Origin of the sequence: Streptomyces sp. DG2A-72 (assembly GCF_030499575.1) — a bacterium.
Classification (GTDB): Bacteria; Actinomycetota; Actinomycetes; order Streptomycetales; family Streptomycetaceae; genus Streptomyces.
Map to the genome: position 1 here is coordinate 8352811 of NZ_JASTLC010000001.1, position 17821 is coordinate 8370631.

Sequence of the window (17821 nt, forward strand, 5' to 3'; positions counted from 1 at the left end):
ACCGGAACCGGAGCGCCCCAGGCCCTTGCCGGAAGGAAAGCGCTGCTGATGGAACTGCCCCGCGACGACCGTGACCTGAGCCCGTACACCGGTTACACCCGCGCTCACTGGGAGGCCGCCGCCGACGCCCTGCTCGCCGCGGTCGAGCCGTACGCGACCGAGGACCGTGCGCTGTACCACCTGCCCGGCGACCGCACGAGCTGGTCCGGCCGGCTGTCGGACGGCCTGGAGGGCTACGCCCGTACGCTGATGCTGGCGGCCTTCCGCCGGGACGAGACCGCGCTGGAGCGTTACGCGGACGGGCTCGCGGCGGGCGTCTCCGGCGTCTGGCCGCGTATCGAGGACCGCAGCCAGCCGCTGGTCGAAGCGGCCTCGATCGCCCTCGCCCTGCGGCTGACCCGCCCCCTCCTCTGGGACCGTCTGGACGACGGCGTCCGGCAGCGCGCCGCGGCCTGGCTCGGGGACGCGCTCACCGCCGAAGCCTGGCCCTGCAACTGGGAGTTGTTCCCGGTGACGGTGGGCGGCTTCCTCCAGGAAATCGGTTACGAAACCGACGCGTCCCACGCGGCGATCGACCGCGGTCTGGAACGCATCGAGAAGTGGTACCTCGGCGAGGGCTGGTACACCGACGGCGACGGCCGCAAGTTCGACTACTACAACGGCTGGGCCATGCACCTCTACCCGGTGCTGCACGCCTGGCTCGCCGACGACACCGAGCTGCTCGACCTCTACGGCGGCCGGCTCGCGCGCCATCTGGAGGACTACGCCCGCCTGTTCGGCGGCGACGGCGCCCCCATGCACCAGGGCCGCTCCCTGACGTACCGGTTCGCCACGACGTCCCCGCTGTGGCTGGGCGCGCTGACCGGCCGTACCCCCTGTCCCCGGGCGAGACCCGACGTCTGGCCTCGGGAGCGCTGCGTTACTTTCTCGACCGGGGTGCCGTGGACGACAACGGCCTGCTCACCCTCGGCTGGCACGGCCCCGACGAGGCGCTCCTGCAAGGCTATTCGGGCCCGGCGTCCCCGTACTGGGCCAGCAAGGGCTTCCTCGGCCTGCTCCTGCCGCCGGACCACGAGGTGTGGACGGCGACCGAGGAGCCCGGCCCGACGGAACACTCCGACGCCGTGACCCCGGTCCACCCGGTCAACTGGCTGATCCACTCCACCCGTTCCGACGGCCTGGTCCGCCTCCACAACCACGGCAGCGAGGACGTCCGCTACGACCCGTACTACACCCGGCTCGCCTACTCGACGGTGACGCGGCCCTCACCGTCGTACGACAACAGCGTGATCGTCGACGGCGACCCGAGCCGCACGGACATCGTGCCGCTGGGCGTGGGGGAGGGGTGGGTGGCGTCCCGGCACCGGGCGGCGGGCGGGGCCCGGGTGACGAGTGTGGTGCTGGCCCGAGGGGCGGTGGAGGTGAGGGCCTTCCTGGTGTCCGGTGCTCCGGAGGGCACCTCGGTGCGGATCACCGGATGGGCGGCGAAGAACGGGGCGCGTGCCGAACTCCTGCCCGTGGTGGGCCTGAACGACGAACTTACGGGATCGACGACCGACGACACTCTCTTTGTCGCGCTCGCCCGGCTGACGGGTGACCCGGACCCGGTCCCGTTGGCGGACTCGGCCACCGTACATCTCGACGGAGCAGGGGAGTTGACCGTCCGCTGGAGTGACGGGACCGAGACGCGGGCTCGGCTGGACGACGGGGCGGTGGACGTCAGCGTAGGAGCGTGAGCAGCCGGGGGAGGCGTAAGCCCAGGGCCGCGCCGAGGATGCCGTTCGGGGCGTCGCGTTGCCCGGGCCCGCCGGGTGCCCAAGAATCCCCGCATGACTTCCACGATCCGCCATACGACCATCGACTGCGCCCACCCCTACGAACTCGCCGCCTTCTGGTCGCGGGTCCTGGACCTGCCCGTGCACGAGGACGACAAGCCCGGCGACGAGGATGTCCTGATCGAGGGTGCGGGCCTGCTCTTCATCGCGGTGCCGGAGGCCAAGACCGTCAAGAACCGCGTGCACTTCGACCTTCAGCCGCAGGACCGCACGCGTGACGAGGAGGTCGAGCGGCTCCTGGCCCTCGGCGCCACGATGCTCGACGATCGCCGCAATCCGGACGGCACCGGCTGGGCGGTCCTCGCCGACCCCGAGGGCAACGAGTTCTGTGTGGAGCGTGGGGCGGGGGAGCGGGCGGGCAGCTGATACGGCCGGAACAGTTCGGCGGGCACCGAAACAACCCGGCCGTACGGTGCCGGGTATGAGCTTCGCCGACCTCCACCACGCGGACGAGCCCCTGCTGCTGCCCAACGCCTGGGACCACGCCTCGGCATCCGCCCTCGCCGCGCAGGGCTTCCCCGCGGTCGCGACGACGAGTCTCGGGGTGGCCGCGGCCGTCGGCGTGCTCGACGGCGTTTCCGCAACCCGTGAACACACGCTGCATCTCGCCCTCACCCTCGGCTCGGAGCCGTTCTTCCTCTCCGTCGACGCCGAGGACGGCTTCAGCGAGGACCCCGACGAGGTGGGCGAGTATGCGCGCCGGCTGGCGGTCGTCGGCGCCGTCGGCATCAATCTGGAGGACGGCCTCGGGCCCGTCGGCCGGCACGCCGCGAAGATCGCCGCGGTCAAGTCGGCGGCGCCCGGTCTCTTCGTCAACGCGCGCACCGACGCGCACTGGCTCGGAGACGGCGAGGACACACTGAGACGCCTCGACGCCTACCAACAGGCGGGTGCCGACGGCGTGTTCGTACCCGGGCTGACCGATCCCCAGGAGATCGCCCGACTGGTGAAGCACCTCGACGTACCCCTCAACATCCTCTACTCGCCCACCGGCCCGACCGTCCCCGCCCTGGCCGACCTCGGCGTGCGGCGCGTCAGCCTCGGCTCGCTGCTGTACCGGCGGGCGCTGCGCGCGGCCCTGGAAACGGTTGCTGCCGTCCGGGCGGGGCGTACGCCGCGGGGCGCGGCGCTGTCGGTCGGGGAAGTGCAGGCGTTCGCGCGTACACCGTGAGACCGACCGCACAGACCGGAAACGGCCCGGCTGGTACCGTGGATGCTTTCGCGGGTATCAGAACCTTTGTACTCAGCACCGTACTCATCACCGGCGAGGGACCGAGGAACCATGGACATGGACATCCCCGGCGACAGGCGACTGGCGGCTGCCGTCGTGATGAACGACGAGCAGCAGGTGCTGCTGGTGCGCCGCAGTGAGAAGGAGCGGTTTCTGCCGCGGGTGTGGGGCGTGCCGTGCGGGAAGCTGGAGCCGGGAGAGAGTCCCGAGGACGGCGCGCTGCGTGAGCTGAAGGAAGAGACCGGGCTGCTCGGGGAGATCGTACGGAAGGTCGGCGAGTCGTCCTTCGTCAGCGAGTACCGGGGCCGCGAGACCAAGAACTGGCAGGACAACTTCCTGGTCAGGCCGTTGTCCGGGGAGATCAGTCTGCCCCAGCCCGACCAGGAGCACATCTGGCTGCTGCCGTCCGAGCTGACCCGGGTCGACATCGACGACTACAACCTCGATGTCGTGCGCCAGGCCCTCATGAACTCCTGAGCAGTTCCGCCAGACCGCCGAGCGCACCCAGATAGTCCGCCGTGCTCAGCGGCACCTTCGCCACCGCCCCCGGATGCGGGCCCGCCGTGAACACATCGGTGCTGCGCCGCCGTTCGCTCCCCGTTTCCAGGAACAGCGTCAGGGTCGGCCGGTCCGTGTCGCACCAGGCGCGGTGCAGGGTGTGCGGGGGCAGGGCGTACGAGCTGCCGGCCGCGTACTGACCCACATGCGTCAGCCGCAGCCGGGCCGGACCGGCCGGCGCCAGTCGCCAGTCCGCCGAGCTCTCCGCCAGGGACTCCTCGTACCGGTCCGCCGCGATCCCGCCGTCGCCCCGCACCTCGTACAGCTCCATGGCCAGCCGCCCCCGGACGATGTAAGAGGCCAGCGGGGAACGGTGGTTGTGGATGTCCTCCTTGCCGATCCCGCCCGTGCCGGGATGCCACAGATGCGCACGCAGCATGTGCCGGGGGCCGCCGTCGATCAGCAGGAGCTTGTCGAAACCGAGTACATGGCGGTACGACAGCCTGGCGCATCCTTCCGGATCGCCCTCCCCGGAGGCGAGTTCGGCGATCAGCTCCAACAGGCGCTCGGAGGAGCCCAGTTCGGCGACCACGGAACGGGCGGCGGTCGCGAACTCGCGCTCGGACAGCTCACCGTCCATCGCCGAGGCCAGCAGCCGCCGAGCCGCCAGAACCTGCCGACCGCCCATGCATCATCCTCCAACTCCCGCCCGCGACAGGCGAGTTCGCTCGACTTTCAGTGCTCATGCCTCTGGCTGATACATCCATACGGCATGGGCACGCAGCGCGCAAAGGCCTTGATACGTCATCCAGATCGGCCTGCGCAGCTGGGTGCCGTCACCGAGCCCCCAGGTCCAGATGCCGCCGGACTGCCCCGCCCACACCGCGGCGACGGCACCGTCCAGCCGCTCCCGCCACCGCTCCTCAAGCCCTTCGTCGCGGGCGATCCGCCGGGCGGTCGGCGACATCAGGGCACGCACCACCCAGGCGGCGGTGAAGTGCCGTACGTTCAGGACTTCGTGGCGCGAGGGGTCGTCGGTGCGCGGGCGCCGTACCTCCTCGCGGAGGTTGGCCAGGTCGGCGCAGGAGTCGTGCGGTCCGTCCGGGCAGGCCAGTAGCCAGCGGACGCCGTCCTCGCGGGTGGCGCGGGCGGACGCGTTGTCGCCGAGGACCATGGCCGCCCGGTCGAGGGCGACCACCGCCTGGGCGGTGTGGAGCGCGGACGCCCTGCCGTTGTCCAGGTCGAGCCGGTAGTCCCAGCAGCGCAGGTGTTCGCGGCCCGGGTCGCTGAGCGCGCCGTCGACGATCGCCTCGCGTAGCCGGGGCAGCAGGGCGGAGTCGGGCGCGGCGCGCAGCAGTCCGCGCAGCACGGTCGTCACGACGTGCGTCGACTCCCGTCCGGCGCGGTCGAGTTCATGGGTGAACCCGGACGCGCACCGGGCCACCTCGTCCGCGAGCCGCTCCCGCGACGCCCCCGCCCGGGCCAGCGCGCCCAGCACCAGCGCGGTGACCTCCGGACGCGGCTCGGACCCCTGCGAGCGGGCCGACCAGCCGCCGTCCGGGAGCCGCAGCCGCCACAGGGTGTCCACCAGGTCCCCGGTGGACAGCCGTCCGTCGGGCGCGCCGAGGTCGAGCATGATGTGCAGGCCGTAGGCCGTGCCGACCGCGGTGGGGCGGGCGGGGCTGCTCTCGCCCAGGGAGTGCGCCCAGCCGGTGAGCCGCCCGCGGTCCGGGTCGTCGACGACGGCCAGTTGCTCGGCGAGAGCGTCGTACGCACCGGCGAACACCTGGGGAAGCGGGCCGGGCGCGAGGGCCGGACCGATCGCCGGAGCCACTGTGCTCGGCGTGCGTGCGACGGCGGCGGCCCGGGCCCGCACCAGCGCCGCCGCCAGCCAGGCGGCGAGCCCCGTGCCGAGGCCGCTCACCCCGGCGATCAGATACTTGGCGGCCTCTCCGTCGAGGGAGTCGGGCAGTACGCCGAACAGGAACTGGAACACTCCGTACCCGGCCGCCGCGCAGCCGAGTCCGCCGAGCCAGCCCACGAACCGGGCCGGCTGCGCACCGCCGTCGCCGTCGCCGCCGTCCGGCACCGGGGGCACCGAACCGGGCCCGCGCGGCCTGCGGCCCAACTGCTGCTGAGACAAGGCGCGTTCCCTCCCCCGTGGGCCTCACGTGACGTTCGCGAAGCTTCCAGTCTAAGTGGTCGGCGTGGCGCCTGGGGCGCCGACCGGAACCAGCGTTTCCGCGAGCCGTTCGGCAAAGGGGACGGGGTGCTGGACGGCGCCGATGTGTCCGCCGGGGAACTCGGCGAAGTCACCGCGTAGGGCCTGGGCGAGGAACTCGGCGGTGTGGTGGAGGAGTTGGCCGCGGGAGTCGGTTCCGGCGGCGAGGGTGAGGCGGGAGGAGAGGGAGGTGAGCTTGTCGAGGTCGGGGGTGTACGAGGTGAACGGGCGCAGGACATGGCGGAGGGAGAGGGCCATGGGATCGGCCAACTCCTCGTCACGCGACAGATGGTGAACCTCGGGGATCTCCGTGGGCTCGCTCGACGTCAGCATGGCGGTCATCAGGGAGGCGGCTGCCGCGAGCCCCGCCGCGCGATAACGGTCGCACACCTGCGCGAACATGGCCTGATGCCGTGCCCCGTCGGGCAGCACACTGACGCTCGGCGGTTCGTGCGCGATGACGTGCCGCAGCCGTTCGGGGTGCCGGGCGAGCAGGTCGAGGGCGACGACTCCGCCGGCGCTGGTGCCGAAGACGTACGCGGACTGCCCGTCGGGGAGTACGGCGTCAAGCACCCGGCCGGCGCCGTCGCTCCAGGCCTCGACCCGCTGGTCGGCGACGGGTAGCCCGAGGCGCCCGTGCGCGAGCCCGAGCGGGTCGTACGTCACGACGGTGAACCGCTCGGCGAGCCGCGCCGTCATCCCGTCCAGGCCCATGGGGTGCCCGGCGCCACCGGGAACGACGAGCAGGACGGGGCCGCTGCCGGCTATGTCGTAATACAGGTCAGTCACGCTTCTCCTTGTTTCGGGGCCAGTGATCCAACGCCACGTGCAGCGCTGCCACCGCCGCGTCCCATGATTTCTGCACATCGCGAGGCGCACCGAAGCCGCCGCCTGCCTCCAGGGCGCAGTAGCCGTGGAAGGTGCTGCGCAACAGGCGTACGGCGTCGGTGAGATCGGGCTCTTCGAGGCCGTACGCGCGCAGCATCCCGTAGGTGATCTCGGCGGTGCGGCGCAGGACGGGGGACTCGGCGACGAGGGCCTGGTCGATGCGGATCTGTGTGGCGGCGTACCGCCCCGGGTGCTCGAGCGCGTACGCGCGGTAGGCCCCGGCGAACGCGGCCAGCGCGTCCTTGCCGGCCCGGCCTGCGACGGTGGCGGCGATCCGGTCGATCATCTCGCCGCCGGCGAGCAGCGCAACCCGGGTACGCAGCTCCTGGAGGTTCTTGACGTGCGAGTACAGGCTCGCGTCTTTTACGCCGAAGTGGCGGGCCAGGGCGGAGAGGGTGACGTTCTCGAAGCCGGTTTCGTCGGCGAGGTCGGCGGCGGCCTTGGTGAGGCGGTCGGGGGTGAGGCCGGCTCTGGGGCTCATGGGGGCAGCTTACCTAGGGGTCCTAGGTTTTTGCCTAGCAGTTTTCGCCTAGGGCCTGCCCAGCCAGAGCCGCACTTGCCGAAGAACACCGGTCGAGGCGGCCGGCTCCGGCCTGCGGATTCCGGCGCCTTGATCCCCTTGCGTCCGGTCGATGCGGGGGCGGACGCCCGTGGGAAGATCGCGGCCTGGACGATCTACGCTTCCGTCTCGCTGCCGACGCCGATCTTGCCGCCGTCGTGGCTGTTGGCCAGCGGGAACCTCGCCAGTCGCCTACCGGTACTGACCCAGGTGCGTGTTCGAGGCGACCGACACGCGTGCCGGACGGCGTCCGCCCGGTCCTCGTGACGTGCGAGGCGTGCAGCCCTTCGTTGAATCCGGGCGGGACTCGTCCTCGTCGATGCGCCTGCCGACCGGTGGGGTGTGCTGGACTGCGGCCCGCCCGGGATGACCCTTCGCGTCGAGATCGGCCTGCAGCGCCGGCGGGAGCTGGTCAGGAGCGTGGCAGGTGAAGCGATATCTGCGTCTGTTCGACCTCCACGTCGTCGGTGAAGGCGCCGGCGAGCGCCCAACGGGCGGCCAGAACCTTTTGCAGCGGATCCCTGCCGAGCATGGTCGCCGCCGTGGAGCAGGGCAGGGTATGGCCCGCTTGCGTCGCACGGCGTTCCAGTTGGCGGTAGCTGAGGCCCGACCACGCCTTGAGGTGGCGGAGCGCCGCTACGAAGGCGACCGCGTCGGTGTCCGGCGGTGCGGGCGGTGCTGTGGTCATCGTGGTTCCCCCTGTTGACCTGGACGTACACGGGTTCGCACAAGCTCGAACACCATAAGGCTTGAGGAACGGCGGAAGCGGCGGTCAACCTCGTGGCGGATTCCCGACGTTGGAGGTCATGTGGGTACGACTGCATCTCGTCGTCACCCCCACCGCCGCCGTACGACCATCGCCTGCTGCGGCGGCGGACCCGGCTTCCCGTAAAGGGCCCTCGCTCAGAGTTCACCAGGTTCCACTTCGACAAGGAGATGTGATGCGCAAAGCCGTACTCGGCTTGTTCGTGGCATTGGCGGCTGTGCTCGCGGTAGCGCCGTTCGCCAGCGCCGACCAGACCCAGACCAGAGGTTCGGCCGGTGGTTCGAGCACAGCAGGTAGTTGGTCCTGGCCGTCCTTCTGGCCGTGTCCCGCGAAGTAGACCACCACCGTGTCCTCGGGGCCGAGCTCCGCCTCGTACGCCCACTCGTCCAGTCCCTCCACCAGCGCGCCGCGGGACGGATTCGAGGACAGTTCACCCAGCACCCGGGTGTATCCCATGGGCGCGAGCAGCCTCGCCACCCGCTCGGCGTCGACCGTCGCGCCCGGCAGGTCCGGGATGCCGGAGTCCTTGTACGTGCCCACCCCGACGGAGACGAGGAAGCGCCGCCCCGTGCCCATGGCCCTCACTCCAGCCCTTCGGCGACCGCCCGCCCCGTCTTCTTCGCGGTCAGATAGCGGAGCAGGCTGTGCGGCGCCGTCCCGTTGTCGAGGAACTCGTCCACAACTCCCCTGAAACGCGGGGCCAGTTCATTGACGACGGCGACCAGGTCACCGGGGTCCGTGAGGTTCGTCCACCGCCGGATGCCGCCGGGCCAGGCCCCTTTGCCGTCCTCCGGCAAGGGGCTGAGCCGGTTGAAGATGAGCGACAGCCCCAGCGGCGAGCCGACGGTGACGAAGTCGGTCACCGGCCACTCGGGGTGCTCGCACAGTGCCTCGTACGCCACGACCGAGCCCAGCGAATGCGCCACCACGACCCGTGTGTCCAGGCCGATCTCCTCGGCCACGCGCGCCCGCGCGGCCTGCCAGACGGGCGGTTCGTTCATGTAGCGCCGCACCTGCTTGAGGGCGAACACCATCATTCGGTCCGAGTACGTGCCGAAGAACCGCGACCCGGACAGGGCGTCCAGCGCCGCGCGCACCCGGTCGGACAGCAGCGCGGCCGTGCCGGGGAACGCCCGGGTACCGGCCTCGTCCGGTGGCGTGACCCCCGGATCCCGCTCCGCCCCCGCCTCCCACCAGGCTCGCAGCAACTCCGCCTCGAAGCACTCGTCGACGTCGTACTCGTCCCACGGCGGCACGTCCCACGAGCGCGTCCCCTCCTCGAGGAAGACGTCACCGTGGAACGCGCACGCCACGTCGTCCTCGTCCAGCCGCAGCCCCGACCCGAGCCGCACACCACGACCCGCGCCACGACCGTCAGCCGCGCGCAGCGAACTCCACGAACTCGTTCCAGGCGGTGGGGGAGAGGGCGAGTTGGGGGCCGGTGGCGTTCTTGGAGTCGCGGATGTGGATGGTGGTGGGGCAGGTGGCGACTTCGACGCAGTCGCTGGAACTGTCGCCGCTGTAGCTGCTCTTGAACCAGGCCAGTTCGGTGGTGCTCATAGCGCTCCTCGCATCCGCTCCAGCAGGCTCCGGGAATCCTCCGGATTGAGAGCCTGTGAGCGAAGTTTCGCATACCGCATGTGGAGCAGACTGATCGCTTTCGGGTCAGTGACGAACCGGCCGCTCTCCTGCGCTTCGCAGTAGGCGAACCACTCGTTCTCGGGGGTCTCCAGCAACTGGATGGGCCCAGCGTGGCCCGCGTGGACGCCGCGCGACATCGGCATCACCTGGATCTCCACGTTGCGCGGCTCCGTGGCTTCCAAGATGTGCTCGATCTGCTCGCGCATCGCCTCGGCGCCACCCGTCTGTCGGCGCAGGACGTGCTCCTCGACGATGAAGCTGAAGATCGTGTTGGGCCGTTCGGTCAGCAAGAACTGCCGCTCCATGCGGGCCACGACTCTTGCCTCGATCTCCGAATCGCTGATCACCGGGATGCGCTCCCGGAACAACGTCCGCGCATACCCCTCCGTCTGCAAAAGCCCCGGCACCAACCGGTTCTCGAACGTGTACAGACTGATCGCCAGCTCCTCCAGCTCCGCCCACTGCCGGAACCACGACGCCAGCCCCTTCTCGCGGGTCGCGTGCTTGTACACCCCCTTCAGCACGCCGAACGCGTCCAGGATCTCCTCCGCGCGCTCGACGAACCGGCGTTGCGGAAACCGGCGGCCCTGCTCGATGGACGCGACGGTCGACGGCTGGTAGCCGATCAGCGGCGCGTAGTCCTCCTGGGTGTGACCCGCCCGTTTGCGAAAGGCCTTGTGTGCCTCCCCGAACGCCTTCAAGCTGTCGGACGGCTCGGGCTCGTTCGAAACGGTCTCGGTGCTGATGGTGCTGTCGGTCATACGGGAACTCCCGAGTGCCTTGGTGCCAACCTCGCCAAGTCCCCAATCGTCACGGACCGTTACGCCGCCTGTCCACTCCGTGACTCGTACAACCCGTACCGTACGAGTTTCGTGCCTGGGCGACTCCCGGGTCCGCGGGGACCGTTGAGGCATGCCAGGAGAGACCCGGGTTCAACCACCCGTCACCGTCAGTACGTTCACGCAGCTGTTCAGTCCCACTCCGCGCGGCGCCCGGCACGCCCGTCACCTGGTCGCGAACCGGATGGACGTGTGGGGATACGGCCATGGCAGCGAGGCGAACGAGTCCGTGAGCCTCGTCGTCGCCGAGCTGGCCGCGAATGCCGTACGGCACGGACGGGTGCGCGGGCGCGCCTTCCGCGTACGGCTGTCGCTGCGGGGCGAGGTGATGCGGGTGGAGGTCGCGGACGCCCGTGTGGAGTGTCTGCCCGTGCTCGGGGAGCCGTCGGACGAGGGCGGGCGCGGGCTGGTCCGCGCGTGGGGAGTGGACGTCCGCCCGGGCTCGACGTACAAGACCGTGTGGGCCGAGGTCTGTCTCCCGCTGTGAGTTCGCTCCGGCGGTCGGCCGCCTTCTGAGGCGGCCGACCGCGTCATCCTGAGGGCTGGAGCCCGTCAGCCGATCGGCGCGTACAGCACACCCAGCTTGTCGATCTCGCCTCCGGCGCGGCCCGTGAAGCCGACGATCTGCCAGCCGGACGGGGCCGTGAAGGTCTTCGTGGCGGACGTCGCCGTGCCGGAGGTCAGGGTGCGGCCCTTGTCCGTGGTGAAGGCGGCCGAGAAGATCCTTGTGCGGCCGTCTTTCTGACCCTGCGTCAGCTTGACGGACGTGAGGTGCTCCCCGGAGGCGAGGGTCAGGGACGTCGCCGTGCCGCCCGTGCCGCCGTGGCTGAGCGTCGTACCGCCGTCGTGGGTCAGGGAGACCGCGTCCAGGCGGGAGGCGCCGCGCAGCGTCAGCGTGCGGGGGAAACGGTTCCCGGCAGGTCGTCCGCGTCGTTGAACGCCGTGCCGTGCGGGCCGCCCCAGAAGTCGCTCGCCCTGAGGGAGGAGTTGACGGTGTACGAGAAGTCGACCGCGTGCGGGAAGTGGTCGGAGAGGTGCTTGCCGTCGGAGCGGAGGAAGGACTTCCAGTCGTTGTTGTAGCGAGTGGCGTTCAGGGAGACGAGGTCGCTGCCGCGGTAGAGGACCTTGTCGACGACCTCGCAGTCGTTCGCCGGGGCGGCGGAGTCGCAGACCAGGGCGTCGCTGCCCTGCGCGGGCGGGGTGCCGCCCTTGACCAGGTCGACCCACGGGTCCTTGAGACCGTTTTCGGAAATGAGCGTGCGGATGTTGTCGCCGGCGCGCGTGTACCGCGTGTTCGTGTCGCCCATGACGATCACCGCGTTGCCGGCGGAGTTCGCCTGGATGAAGTCCGACATCTGCTCGATGTTTGCGCGGCGGGCGGCGAGCGCTGCGTCGTCGGAGTCCGCGTTGGTGTGCACGTTGTAGAGGTCCACGAAGACGCCCTCGGCGAGGCGGACCCGGGCCAGCGAGAAGCCCTTCGGGGTGAGGCAGTTCGTGCCGGTGCAGTTGTTCCACTTCACCCGCTGGAAGTCCTCGAAGGAGTAGTTGGAGAGGGTGTTCATACCGTCACCGAAGGCCGCGCCGCCACTCGTCGCCGTGCGGTGCGGGTGGGTGTCGTTGGCGTACAGGGAGGCGTGGTAGTTGAAGTCCTCCTGGACGTTCACGATGTCGTACGGCCCGAGCCGCTGGCCGATCAGCGGGGTGTTGGTCTCCGGGTCGCTGTCGCCGAGGCCGAGAGGGAGGCCCGCGATGTTGTACGTGAGGACGTTGAAGGAGCCGGTGGCGGCTGCCGCAGGGGTCGAGCCGGTGGTGGCGAGGCCGGTGACGGCGAGCGCAGCGGCAGTGAGGGTGCCGAGCAGTCTTCTCATGTGGGGGTGTCTCCGGTCGGAGGAGTCGGAAGAAGGTGAACGGGGCTCAGATTCAGCGCCAACCAGTGTGACGGTAAAGGTCAGTTGGGAGAACAGTGAGAGACGGGTTTACCCGCCGTGTCCATGGAACCCGGAGATCACTCCCCGGCCGTTCAATGTTCATCTTTCGCCTCGATTCTCCTCACGCGGCGCACTCGCGCCGTGAGAAGGCAGCCGCAGAAGGCAGCGGCATCCAGGAGGCGCTTCATGGGACACGGGCATCACCACACACACGGTCACGGACACGCGCACGACCATGACCACGGCCACGAGTCGGCCTCGGCGCTTCCTGCCGCCTTCGACGCCTCCGTCCCCGACGAGGCCCTGACCCCCGAGCAGCAGTCGCGCCGCACGATGCTGCGCCGTACCGGGCTGCTCGGCGCGGGCCTGGCGGCCGGCAGCGTGCTGGCCGGGACGGCCGGTTCCGCCCCGGTGGCCGCCGCTCCCGCCGCGCCCCTCGGCAGCAGCCCCAAGAACGGTTTCCTCTGGCTGGCCGGCGACCACCACATCCACACCCAGTACAGCAACGACGGCAAGTACCGCGTCTCCGACCAGGTCCGCCAGGGCGCCAAGCACGGCATGGACTGGCTGGTCATCACCGACCACGGCAATGTCACCCACTCCAAGATCGGCGTGGAGAAGGTCAACCCGGACATCCGTGACGCGCGTGACGCCTACGAGGACACCCTGGTCTTCCAGGGCCTGGAGTGGAACATCCCGGGCGCCGAGCACGGAACCGTCTTCGTGCACCCGGGCAAGAACGAGGTCTCGGTACTGAAGCAGTTCGAAACCGACTACGACGGCTCGGTCAAGGGCGCCTCCGACTCCACACCCGCCAACGAGGCCCTCGCCATCGCCGGCCTCAACTTCCTTGCCCAGCAGGTCCAGCGGCGCAAGGTCCAGGACGCGCTGATGCTCGCCAACCACCCGGCGCGCAAGGGCATCGACTCCCCGCACGAGGTGCGCGCCTGGCGCGACGCCACGTCCCCGCGCCACCAGATCGCGGTCGGCATGGAGGGCGCGCCGGGCCACCAGGCCGGCGGCATCGCCAAGCCGCTCGGGATGGGCCGGGCCCGCGGTATCTACGACAACAGTCCCGGCGCCAACTCCTTCGCCGGCTATCCGCTGGAGAGCTACCGCACCTGGGGCGGCTTCGACTGGATGACCGCCACCGTCGGCGGCCTGTGGGACAGCCTCCTCGCCGAGGGCAAGCCCTGGTGGATCACCGCCAACTCCGACTCCCACAACGTCTACACGGACACCGCCAAGCGCGGCCCGAACAGCAACTACGAAGCCAACGGCAAGTACGAGGACCCGGTCTACAGCGGCACGATCGACCTCACCGAGGGCGACTACTGGCCCGGCCAGTACAGCCGTACCCACGTCGGCGCCGCCGGCTTCAGCTACGCCGCCGTCATGGACGGCATCCGCGCGGGCCGCATCTGGGTCGACCACGGGCAGCTCATCAGCGGCCTCGACGTCCGTGTCTCCGGCGGCTACCGCTGGGCCACGCTGGGCGGCGCCCTGCATGTCCGCAAGGGCACGCGGGTGACCATGACGGTGGACATTGCGCTGGCCGGCGGCGCCAACTGGGCCGGCTTCCTGCCGAAGCTGGCGCGCGTCGACGTCATCCAGGGCGAGGTCACGGGCGAGGTCGCGGACAAGGACACGTTCACCGCGCCGACGACGAAGGTCGTGAAGTCGTACGAGGTGAACAAGTCGACGGGCACGGTCAGGCTCACGTACGAACTCGGGCGGGTCGACCGTCCGCTGTACCTCCGCCTGCGCGGCACCGACGGCAACCGGTCCGCGGTCGGCGCGATGGGTGCGGCCGTCGACCCGGCGGGCCCGGCCCTCGACGTCGTCGGCGACGCCGACCCGTGGGCCGACCTGTGGTTCTACGCCAACCCCGTGTGGGTCCTGCCCTCGTGACCCGTCACGTCCTCACCGTCGACGCGGGCATCACGGACCTGCGCGCGGCGGACCACCTGCTGCACGCGCTGGCCGCCGAACTCGCCCTCCCCGAGGGCGCGTTCGGCTGCACGCACCTGGTGCGCGGCGACCGGCCGCGCGTCGCCCTGTCCCTCACCCTGCCGTCGCAGCCGCTCCTTCGCACCGCCCAGGAGCGGCTCACCGGCCAGGGGTACGAGGTGACGGGCGGCGCGCCCGACGCGGCCGGCCGCGCGGTGGTCTACCCGGGGGTCTCGTCGCTCACCGGCACGCTGACGATCGCGGAGCTGCTCACGCGCTCCGCGATCGACCGGGTGACCGTGCTGGGAGCGTCGGGCCAACCGGCCCCCGACGTCCGGCTGGTGACACAGGATCATGTACGGCCGCAATGGAACGACGGAGAACTGGTCCTCACAGCCATGCCCGCGGTCGGCGGTGTCCTGGTGCCCTTCGAGGTGCCGGATCCGACGCCTTGCTGCGCGGATCACTAAGAGCTCGCGCGAACAGGCGGGATAGAACGCCCCGGGAGCAGAACAGGCACAGAGCCGGGTGATCACGAGCTGCAACGCTCTGTGATCACCAGGAGACCTGTGCCTGCACTGCCTTCATGGCTGATCGATACCCTGTGGGATCAATTCGCGGCACTACTGCCGCAGCGCACGGTCTACGATCCGGCCCATCCGCCCGGCCGAGCACTGGATCCATTTGCGGACCACGAACCCGATCGAGTCCACGTTCTCCACCGTCCGCCTGCGCACCCGCGTCACCCGCGGCGCCGGCTCCCGCACCGCCGCCCTGGCCATGGTCTTCAAGCTCGTCGAGTCCGCCCAGGCCCGCTGGCGGGCCGTGAACGCACCCCACTTCGTCGCACTCGTCCGAGCCGGAGCGACGTTGGTCAAGGGCGAACTCATCGAACGACCCGATGGTTACGGCCCTTCCGCCGCCTGAAAGACGGGCTAAAAGTTAGGCGTGCTCGGCGAGCACCAGATCGAGCAGGCCCGGGAAAATCTCGTCGAACTCGGAGTAGCGCAGACGGTTGAGGCGGCGGGGCCCCTCGTCGCGCTGCTCGATGAGCCCGGCGGCACGCAGAACCGCGAAGTGGTGGCTGCGGGTCGCCTTGGTGACCGGCAGGTCGAAGGTGCCGCACGCTTTCGTCCAGTCCGGCAGCCCAGCCAGCTCCCGCACGATCGCGCGCCGCACCGGATCCGCGACCGCGGTCAGCGCGTCCTGCAGTGACACGTCGCGCGGGTGCACGTGAGTCAAGCCGCGCGCTCGCGCACTGTTCGATGATTGTCGTACACTCATGTGGTCGACCTCCATCGAACATTCTAGGAGCACTCATGACACAGCAGCTCGACGTCTCGTTCGGACCCGCCTCACGCAACCGGCTCAACGAAGCGGCATCTCCCGGAGCCGACGGCGCGCTGGCCGCGCTTGAGACGTTCTACTTCGCCTTCAACACCCGAAATCTCGATGTGTTCGCCCAGGTGTGGTCCAAGGACCCACTGGCGCAGCTGAACAACCCGCTCGGCGGCATCCTCCGTGGCGGCGAGGCGATCACCGCGCTCTATGACAGGGTTTTCCACGGCCACGCCCTGGTCACCGTCACTTTCGGCGACGTCGTCGAGTACGCCGACGCCACCCATGTCCTGTTCGCCGGGCGCGAGACGGGCGAGTACTCAGTGGCCGACGGGCAGGTCGTACCGCTGTCGATCCGCACCAGCCGCTACTTCCGCTACGAGGGCGGCCGCTGGAGCCAGTTCCATCACCACGGCAGCATCGATGACGCGGACGCGTTGGCCGCGTATCAGGCCGCGATCCGGGGTTAGCCTCGTCCTCGACCCGAACACCTCACGCACGGCTGACCTCAACCTCACAACACGGCAGCCCCGAAGCAAGTCATCATCCACAACTCTTGACAGTTGCTCTGTCGGCTACGACCCGGCCAGGACCCGCACCACCCTCAGCGAAGGCGGACTACGCGGTCAGATCGCGCACAGAGGCGAGCGGGCCCCCGTCCAGGCCGCCCAGCGCTGGCACGTAGAGCGCACGCACGCCTGGCAGAACGCCTTCTTCGACTTCGCCGATGCCATCATCACCCTACGCAGCCTCATCCGCCTCAGCCCGGTTGCTTGATGCTCTCGATGATTCGGGCGAAGCCTTCCTCTCCATGGCCTGCATCAATCTGACGTTGGATGAGCCGCTGGACCATGGTGACCGACCTCGGTGCTGATGCCCTGGTCGGCACTGACGGCCACGAGGTCACTGAGGTTGGAGAACTGGAGGCTCTGTTGCCCTTCGGCGGTGTAGTCCCCGCCGTCACGCCGGCCGGCGTGACCATGGCGGCGCCGTGCATGAATCCGGCGAACATGACGTACATGCCCGCGAGTAGGGCGAGGTCGTACAGGGACGCCAGCCCGGCATCCTCACCGAAGTAGGTACTGGGTCCCACAGGTCGAGCAGCGGCCCGTACTGATTGAAAACATCGGCCGATCCGCTGTAGAGGATTGATGCCCCGGGCTGGCCGATCATGTGCGGCACGGCCATGATGCCGCCGTCCAGATACGCGACTCCGGCTTGGGCGGGTTTCGGCAGGCGTGGTCGTCGGTGACGATGCGGTGTCGAAGAACGATCGAGTAGGCCGAGGTCACCGTGGCGTCGGTAGCGGTTGACCCATTTGGACGCGCACGCTCGAGAGGCCCATTTTGGCTGCCACGTGTGCGATGGGCCGCGTCCGGCACCGTTCGACGAGCCGGCGGCGACCTTCGACGGACAGCGGCGCATTCTTGTGCGTCAACGGGCGGACTTCCTTGCTCGAAGGGGAACCGCAGGGCGGTACCAGGTGGCTATACGTCCCATGCGGTGGTTGATCACTGCTGGGTCAGCGAGTCCAGGAGTTCACGGCCGTGCTGCCACGAGCCCAGGCCGCTGGCGGAGTTGATGTGTCCGCACGCGCCCGCCAGGTGCCATCGCGCCTCCCACCGCGCCGCGAAGCCGGCGGCCGCCTCGGGGGTGCAGTACGGGTCGTTGGCGCTGCCCACCACCAGGGCCGGGCACGGCAACGGTTGTGCCGACAACTCCATGAACGTCGCGGCCGCCTGGCGTGGGAAGGCCGGCCCGTGCGGGTCGGGCGGCGCGACCAGGAATGCGCCGCCTGTCGGGCTGGAGGGGTTCTTGTTCAGCCATGCGGACGCGGCCCAGCAGCCCAGGCTGTGGGCTACCAGCACAACGTGGCTGTCCCGTTGGGAAGCGTCGTCGTACGCCCCCTGGACAGCGTCGATCCAGTCATCCAGATCGGGGGCGGACCACGAGGCAGGGGAGATCCTTACCGCCGAGGTGCCCCACTGCCGCTCCCACAAGGTCTGCCAGTGCTGTCCGTCCGAACCGTCGATACCCGGGATGACGACGTATGCGACCACTGCCCACCACCGTTTCACTCGTCGCTCCCTGCGATCCTGGGGGGCGCCTGGCGCAGATTCTGTTGGA

At 70.0% G+C, this 17821-nt stretch carries 20 protein-coding genes and 6 pseudogenes; 12 read left to right on the forward strand and 14 right to left on the reverse strand.

From position 1 onward, the window contains the following. Window positions 1–48 precede the first annotated feature (48 nt). The 5 genes and pseudogenes from QQY66_RS50585 to QQY66_RS39670 all read left to right on the forward strand — a co-directional run. A pseudogene (locus QQY66_RS50585) lies at window positions 49–1040 on the forward strand (DUF2264 domain-containing protein); the annotation flags it as partial. A gap of 84 nt (window positions 1041–1124) precedes the next feature. After that, entirely contained in the window at window positions 1125–1736 is a 612-nt protein-coding gene (locus QQY66_RS50590) for a hypothetical protein (protein WP_367667106.1), read from the forward strand. A 93-nt stretch (window positions 1737–1829) separates the two neighbouring features. Next, window positions 1830–2201 (forward strand): VOC family protein, encoded by a 372-nt coding sequence (locus QQY66_RS39660; RefSeq protein ID WP_301985221.1) that lies wholly within the window; start codon window positions 1830–1832, stop codon window positions 2199–2201. Window positions 2202–2256: 55 nt separating this feature from the next. Next, complete coding sequence (locus tag QQY66_RS39665; protein ID WP_301985222.1) at window positions 2257–3006, forward strand: isocitrate lyase/phosphoenolpyruvate mutase family protein; 750 nt, start codon at window positions 2257–2259, stop codon at window positions 3004–3006. A 117-nt stretch (window positions 3007–3123) separates the two neighbouring features. Next, window positions 3124–3543 (forward strand): NUDIX hydrolase, encoded by a 420-nt coding sequence (locus tag QQY66_RS39670; protein ID WP_301987647.1) that lies wholly within the window; start codon window positions 3124–3126, stop codon window positions 3541–3543. Here the strand turns inward: QQY66_RS39670 and QQY66_RS39675 are convergent. The 9 genes from QQY66_RS39675 to QQY66_RS39715 all read right to left on the reverse strand — a co-directional run bounded on the left by QQY66_RS39675 (window position 3530) and on the right by QQY66_RS39715 (window position 10400). After that, on the reverse strand, window positions 3530–4252 hold the full coding sequence (locus QQY66_RS39675; RefSeq protein WP_301985223.1) for a hypothetical protein: 723 nt from the start codon (window positions 4250–4252) through the stop codon (window positions 3530–3532). The genes QQY66_RS39670 and QQY66_RS39675 overlap by 14 nt on opposite strands. Window positions 4253–4306: 54 nt before the next feature. Further along, entirely contained in the window at window positions 4307–5707 is a 1401-nt protein-coding gene (locus tag QQY66_RS39680; protein WP_301985224.1) for a hypothetical protein, read from the reverse strand. A 51-nt stretch (window positions 5708–5758) separates the two neighbouring features. Then, entirely contained in the window at window positions 5759–6574 is an 816-nt protein-coding gene (locus tag QQY66_RS39685; RefSeq protein ID WP_301985225.1) for an alpha/beta fold hydrolase, read from the reverse strand. Then, window positions 6567–7154 (reverse strand): TetR/AcrR family transcriptional regulator, encoded by a 588-nt coding sequence (locus tag QQY66_RS39690; protein ID WP_301985226.1) that lies wholly within the window; start codon window positions 7152–7154, stop codon window positions 6567–6569. Before QQY66_RS39690 ends, QQY66_RS39685 begins: the two co-directional genes overlap by 8 nt. A gap of 490 nt (window positions 7155–7644) precedes the next feature. Continuing rightward, window positions 7645–7920, reverse strand: coding sequence for a hypothetical protein (locus QQY66_RS39695; RefSeq protein WP_301985227.1), 276 nt, complete (start codon window positions 7918–7920; stop codon window positions 7645–7647). 222 nt (window positions 7921–8142) lie between these two features. Continuing rightward, window positions 8143–8574 (reverse strand): caspase family protein, encoded by a 432-nt coding sequence (locus tag QQY66_RS39700; RefSeq protein WP_301985228.1) that lies wholly within the window; start codon window positions 8572–8574, stop codon window positions 8143–8145. A gap of 5 nt (window positions 8575–8579) precedes the next feature. Then, window positions 8580–9350, reverse strand: coding sequence for an alpha/beta hydrolase (locus QQY66_RS39705; RefSeq protein WP_301985229.1), 771 nt, complete (start codon window positions 9348–9350; stop codon window positions 8580–8582). 22 nt (window positions 9351–9372) lie between these two features. Then, complete coding sequence (locus QQY66_RS39710; protein WP_301985230.1) at window positions 9373–9558, reverse strand: DUF397 domain-containing protein; 186 nt, start codon at window positions 9556–9558, stop codon at window positions 9373–9375. Next, window positions 9555–10400: a helix-turn-helix transcriptional regulator gene (locus tag QQY66_RS39715; protein WP_301985231.1), complete on the reverse strand. Its 846-nt coding sequence runs from the start codon at window positions 10398–10400 to the stop codon at window positions 9555–9557. Before QQY66_RS39715 ends, QQY66_RS39710 begins: the two co-directional genes overlap by 4 nt. 151 nt (window positions 10401–10551) lie before the next feature. Here QQY66_RS39715 and QQY66_RS39720 point away from each other — a divergent pair, with 151 nt between their 5' ends. Beyond that, complete coding sequence (locus QQY66_RS39720) at window positions 10552–10965, forward strand: ATP-binding protein (RefSeq protein ID WP_301985233.1); 414 nt, start codon at window positions 10552–10554, stop codon at window positions 10963–10965. Window positions 10966–11030: 65 nt separating this feature from the next. On the opposite strand, the pseudogene QQY66_RS39725 reads toward QQY66_RS39720, so the two are convergent. Further along, window positions 11031–12346: pseudogene (locus tag QQY66_RS39725) on the reverse strand (jacalin-like lectin). Window positions 12347–12592: 246 nt separating this feature from the next. On the opposite strand from QQY66_RS39725, the gene QQY66_RS39730 reads away from it, so the two are divergent. The 4 genes and pseudogenes from QQY66_RS39730 to QQY66_RS39745 form a co-directional block, all read left to right on the forward strand. After that, window positions 12593–14317, forward strand: coding sequence for a PHP domain-containing protein (locus QQY66_RS39730; protein ID WP_301985235.1), 1725 nt, complete (start codon window positions 12593–12595; stop codon window positions 14315–14317). Further along, window positions 14314–14826 (forward strand): hypothetical protein, encoded by a 513-nt coding sequence (locus QQY66_RS39735; protein WP_301985237.1) that lies wholly within the window; start codon window positions 14314–14316, stop codon window positions 14824–14826. Before QQY66_RS39730 ends, QQY66_RS39735 begins: the two co-directional genes overlap by 4 nt. Before the next feature lie 99 nt (window positions 14827–14925). Next, window positions 14926–15024, forward strand: a pseudogene (locus QQY66_RS39740) (IS5/IS1182 family transposase); the annotation flags it as partial. Continuing rightward, window positions 15020–15283, forward strand: a pseudogene (locus tag QQY66_RS39745) (IS256 family transposase); the annotation flags it as partial. The pseudogenes QQY66_RS39740 and QQY66_RS39745, both read left to right, overlap by 5 nt. Window positions 15284–15298: 15 nt before the next feature. Here QQY66_RS39745 and QQY66_RS39750 read toward each other — a convergent pair. Continuing rightward, a complete protein-coding gene (locus tag QQY66_RS39750) occupies window positions 15299–15640 on the reverse strand; it encodes a helix-turn-helix transcriptional regulator (RefSeq protein ID WP_301985238.1) in 342 nt (113 codons plus the stop codon). Window positions 15641–15675: 35 nt separating this feature from the next. Between QQY66_RS39750 and QQY66_RS39755 the strand changes: the two genes are divergently transcribed. Together QQY66_RS39755 and QQY66_RS39760 are read left to right on the forward strand one after the other, a co-directional pair. Next, on the forward strand, window positions 15676–16164 hold the full coding sequence (locus tag QQY66_RS39755; protein WP_301985239.1) for a nuclear transport factor 2 family protein: 489 nt from the start codon (window positions 15676–15678) through the stop codon (window positions 16162–16164). 85 nt (window positions 16165–16249) lie between these two features. After that, a pseudogene (locus QQY66_RS39760) lies at window positions 16250–16471 on the forward strand (hypothetical protein); the annotation flags it as partial. Here the strand turns inward: QQY66_RS39760 and QQY66_RS50595 are convergent. The 3 genes and pseudogenes from QQY66_RS50595 to QQY66_RS39775 all read right to left on the reverse strand — a co-directional run bounded on the left by QQY66_RS50595 (window position 16455) and on the right by QQY66_RS39775 (window position 17772). Beyond that, window positions 16455–16715 carry a hypothetical protein gene (locus tag QQY66_RS50595; RefSeq protein WP_367667099.1) on the reverse strand — a complete coding sequence of 87 codons (261 nt, stop codon included), beginning with the start codon at window positions 16713–16715 and terminating at the stop codon, window positions 16455–16457. The pseudogene QQY66_RS39760 and the gene QQY66_RS50595 overlap by 17 nt on opposite strands. 204 nt (window positions 16716–16919) lie before the next feature. Then, a pseudogene (locus QQY66_RS39770) lies at window positions 16920–17132 on the reverse strand (leucine zipper domain-containing protein); the annotation flags it as partial. Window positions 17133–17205: 73 nt separating this feature from the next. Beyond that, window positions 17206–17772: an alpha/beta hydrolase gene (locus tag QQY66_RS39775; protein ID WP_301985240.1), complete on the reverse strand. Its 567-nt coding sequence runs from the start codon at window positions 17770–17772 to the stop codon at window positions 17206–17208. Window positions 17773–17821: the final 49 nt, after the last annotated feature.